Raw genomic sequence first — 3544 nt, 5'->3', positions numbered from 1 at the left:
AGCCGGCTCAGCGAGCGGCTGCAGAAGCAGCTTGCCGGCGGGCTTGGCAGTAAGCGTGGCCTCAGGGCCCTATTGAGCTGACCGGCAGAGCAGGTCAGCATGTGTCCACGATGCAAGACAGTGGACACAACTCAGACTGGCACGGTGAGCGTGTCGAGCGCGTCAAGGCCAACGGCAAACGGGTCTTCTCCACCGCCTTCAAGGCGTGGCTGGTTAGCCAGGCCAAGCGCCCTGGCGTTTCGGTGGCCGCCCTGGCCATGCGCCACGAGATCAACGCGAACCAGCTTCGGCGCTGGATGCGACTCGAGCACTTGGTGCCGCCCGAACGTGCGCCCGTCGTCCTGCCGGTGGTCTTGGCACCGCAGCCTTGCGAGTCGCAGCCCACCGACACGCGGCAAGCTGCACGTCCGGCGATTGAGATCGAATTCGCCGACGCGGTCGTCCGCGTGCCCCTCGGCGCCGAGCCGGCGCAGCTTCGGATGGTGCTGGAAGCGCTGCGCGCATGATCGGTCTGCCCGCGGGCACGCGCGTGTGGCTGGTGGCGGGCCACACGGACATGAGGAAGGGCTTCGACGGACTCGCGGCCGTCGTGCAAACGACGCTGGCAGCCAATCCGTTCTGCGGCCATGTGTTCGCATTCCGCGGCCGCAGGGGCGACATCCTCAAGGTGCTCTGGTTCGACGGCCAAGGCCTGTTGCTGCTTGCGAAGCGCCTGGAGCGAGGGCGGTTCGTGTGGCCACAGGCCTCCAGCGGCAGCGTGGCGCTCACGCCGGCGCAGTTGTCGATGCTGCTGGAAGGCATCGACTGGAGGATGCCGGTGCGCACCGACGCACCGCAGTTGGCCGCGTGACCTACTGGATGAAGAGGCCTCCGGTGCGGCCCTGATTGGCGAACCCGCGTGGAGGCGGCACAGTATCGATGTGCCTGGCCGCAACGACACCTCCAACGAGATGCCCGACGATGTCGAGGCTCTCAAGCGGCGGCTGCTGGCCAGCGAGACCGAGCGCGATCTTCTCAAGCTGGTGGTGGAGAAGTTGACGCTGCAACTCGCAAGGCGCAACCGATCCCTGTACGGCACGTCCAGCGAGCGATTCGATTCGGCGCAGGGTAGCCTCATCGAGGCAGCACCACTGGATGAAGCGGCCAGCCGCAAAGCGGCAAGCAAGCCGGCAGCAAACAACCCGCAGATCGACCGCAGCCTGCCGGAACACCTGCCACGCGAAACCCACGAGCACCGGCCGCTGGCCACCGACGCGCACCACGACGTCGGCGGCCAGCCCTGCGGCTGCAGCGCGTGCGGCGGGCGCCTGCGCAGCATCGGGGCGGACGTCTCCGAGCAGCTTGAGTACGTGCCGGCGCGCTTCAAGGTCATTCGCACCGTGCGCCCCAAGCTGGCGTGCACGAAGTGCCAGACGATCTTCCAGGCTGCAGCACCGATGCGGCCAGTCAGTCGCGGCATCGCCGGCGCCGGCCTGCTCGCGCACGTGATGGTCAGCAAGTATTGCGACCATCTGCCGCTGTACCGGCAAAGCCGCATCTATGCGCGAGAAGGCGTGGAGATCGACCGCTCCACGATGGCGGGCTGGGTGGAGCAAGTCCACGGCCTGCTCGATCCGCTGGTGGCCGCACTGGGGCGCTACGTGCTGGCCGCGCAGAAGGTGCACGCCGACGACACGCCGGTGAAGGTGCTTGCGCCCGGCGAAGGAAAGACGCGCACCGGGCGGCTGTGGGTCTACGTGCGCGATGACCGGCCTGCTGGAAGCGATGCGCCGGCTGCGGCCTGGTACCGCTACTCGCCGGATCGCAAGGGCGAACATCCGCGCGGCCATCTCGCGCGCTTCAGCGGAATCCTGCAGGCGGACGCGTATGGCGGCTGGGGCGGCGTCTACGACAGCGGCCGGGTCACTGAAGCCGCGTGCTGGGCGCACGCCCGTCGACCTTGGTGGGACCTGTACGTCGAACACGGACGCGACGACAGCGGGCTTGCTGCGCAGGCGCTGCAGCGCATCCAGGCGCTGTACGCGATCGAGGCGGACATCCGCGGCCAGTCACCCGACGTGCGCCGGCAACATCGCCGCGCTCGCGCCGGACCGCTGCTGGCCGAGTATCACGACTGGCTGCACGCGGTACTGGCGCGGGTGTCGACGAAATCCGAGCTGGCGAAGGCAGCGCGCTACAGCCTCGCTCGCTGGCAGGCCTTGATCCGCTACGTCGACGACGGGCGCATCGAGATCGACAACTCCGCGGCGGAGCGGGCGCTGCGCGGCGTGGCTCTCGGGCGCAACAACTACCTGTTCATGGGCTCCGACGACGGCGGCGAGCGCGCAGCGGCACTGTATAGCCTGATGGAGACGGCCAAGCTCAATGGGCTGGATCCGGAGGGCTACCTGCGCGACGTGATCAGCCGCATCGGCGATCATCCGGTCAACCGAGTAGACGAACTGCTGCCCTGGAACATCGCAGGGCACCAGCTGAAACAAGCCGCATGACCCAAGGTGCCGACCCGAAGCTGCTGGATGCCCTCAGCCGCGCCAGCAGCCTGGAGCTGTTCCAGCTGCAGACGATCATCGAGCGCATGCTCGCGGATCCGAAGCGCATCATCGCCCTGCGCATCAACATGCACCTGGGCCAGACCGTGCGGTTCCTCGACTGGCGTGATGGCCAGATGCGCAGCGGCAAGGTCGTGGAGATGCGCGACACGCAAGTCGTGCTCCACGAGACGGCGACCAGGCGCGAGTGGAAGCTGCCGTATGCAGCGATCGAACCTCCGGCGCCCGGCGCGGCACCCGCGCGGCCGGAACCGGCAGAACCGCCCGCGGTGCCGTTGCCGCAGCGAGGCGACTTCCGCTGCGGAGAGAAGGTGGCATTTGAAGACCGCTACCTGAACACGCAGGTGGGCACGATCACGCGCATCAACCAGCGCACTGCGACGATCGACACCGGAAACGGCCACACCTGGCGTGTCGGATTCCCGCTATTGCGTCACGTCGTGGACATTTGAGCGGACCGGCCGGTCACAATGCTGCGCGATGCAGCTGCACTGGACGAAATCATGAATGACGACATCCCACTGGACGCGAATGGCCCGGCCTACACCTCCAGCCAGGAGCGCCACGGCATCCCTCTGGACTACGTCGGCGATAAGCTTGGGACCGCGATCGAGGAGCTGCACCGATTCGCGCTGAAGCACCCGCAGCATCGAGGCGAGCTGATCGCTCCGATGTACTACATGCTCGTGGCGCACCTCGGATTGCACAACATGCTCGCCAAGGCAAACGACCGCACGCTGGCCAGTCGTCTGCTGGAAGGAACTTCCGACGACCTCCGCTCGTGGCTCGCGGTCATACAACGGGAGGGGGACGTCGCCGGACTCGCGGGGCTGGACGGGACACCATAGGCTTCCGTCAAGAGGGCCTTGAGGACACGCTTACGGTGATCCAGGTGCTACTAGGCCACAAGCGGCTGGAGACCACCGCCCTGTACACCCACGTGGCCACCGAAGTACTGCGCGCGGTGATCAGCCCGCTGGAGACGTTGCCGTCGT

At 67.2% G+C, this 3544-nt stretch carries 5 protein-coding genes and 1 pseudogene; all 6 read left to right on the top strand.

Going from position 1 to position 3544, the window contains the following annotated elements; genetic code table 11:
* Nucleotides 1-110: 110 nt before the first annotated feature.
* Complete coding sequence (gene tnpA, locus VFM98_RS14370) at nucleotides 111-506, top strand: IS66-like element accessory protein TnpA (protein ID WP_325110597.1); 396 nt, start codon at nucleotides 111-113, stop codon at nucleotides 504-506.
* Nucleotides 503-850: an IS66 family insertion sequence element accessory protein TnpB gene (gene tnpB / locus VFM98_RS14365; RefSeq protein ID WP_325110596.1), complete on the top strand. Its 348-nt coding sequence runs from the start codon at nucleotides 503-505 to the stop codon at nucleotides 848-850. The genes tnpA and tnpB overlap by 4 nt, the downstream gene beginning before the upstream one ends.
* Before the next feature lie 100 nt (nucleotides 851-950).
* Complete coding sequence (gene tnpC, locus VFM98_RS14360; RefSeq protein ID WP_325110595.1) at nucleotides 951-2489, top strand: IS66 family transposase; 1539 nt, start codon at nucleotides 951-953, stop codon at nucleotides 2487-2489.
* Nucleotides 2486-3001, top strand: coding sequence for a hypothetical protein (locus VFM98_RS14355; RefSeq protein ID WP_325110594.1), 516 nt, complete (start codon nucleotides 2486-2488; stop codon nucleotides 2999-3001). Before tnpC ends, VFM98_RS14355 begins: the two co-directional genes overlap by 4 nt.
* A 51-nt stretch (nucleotides 3002-3052) precedes the next feature.
* Complete coding sequence (locus tag VFM98_RS14350; RefSeq protein ID WP_325110593.1) at nucleotides 3053-3397, top strand: hypothetical protein; 345 nt, start codon at nucleotides 3053-3055, stop codon at nucleotides 3395-3397.
* Between the two features lie 29 nt (nucleotides 3398-3426).
* Nucleotides 3427-3544 (top strand): annotated as a pseudogene (locus VFM98_RS14345) (integrase); the annotation flags it as partial.

This window comes from Ramlibacter sp., assembly GCF_035706265.1.
Taxonomy (GTDB): Bacteria; Pseudomonadota; Gammaproteobacteria; order Burkholderiales; family Burkholderiaceae_C; genus Ramlibacter.
This window is presented reverse-complemented; position numbering and strand designations above follow the sequence as displayed.

Coding starts and splice junctions, on each gene's coding strand:
- VFM98_RS14350 (WP_325110593.1), top strand. CDS start 3,053: ATGAATGACGACATCCCACTGGACGCGAATGGCCCGGCCTACACCTCC.
- tnpC (WP_325110595.1), top strand. CDS start 951: ATGCCCGACGATGTCGAGGCTCTCAAGCGGCGGCTGCTGGCCAGCGAG.
- tnpB (WP_325110596.1), top strand. CDS start 503: ATGATCGGTCTGCCCGCGGGCACGCGCGTGTGGCTGGTGGCGGGCCAC.
- VFM98_RS14355 (WP_325110594.1), top strand. CDS start 2,486: ATGACCCAAGGTGCCGACCCGAAGCTGCTGGATGCCCTCAGCCGCGCC.
- tnpA (WP_325110597.1), top strand. CDS start 111: ATGCAAGACAGTGGACACAACTCAGACTGGCACGGTGAGCGTGTCGAG.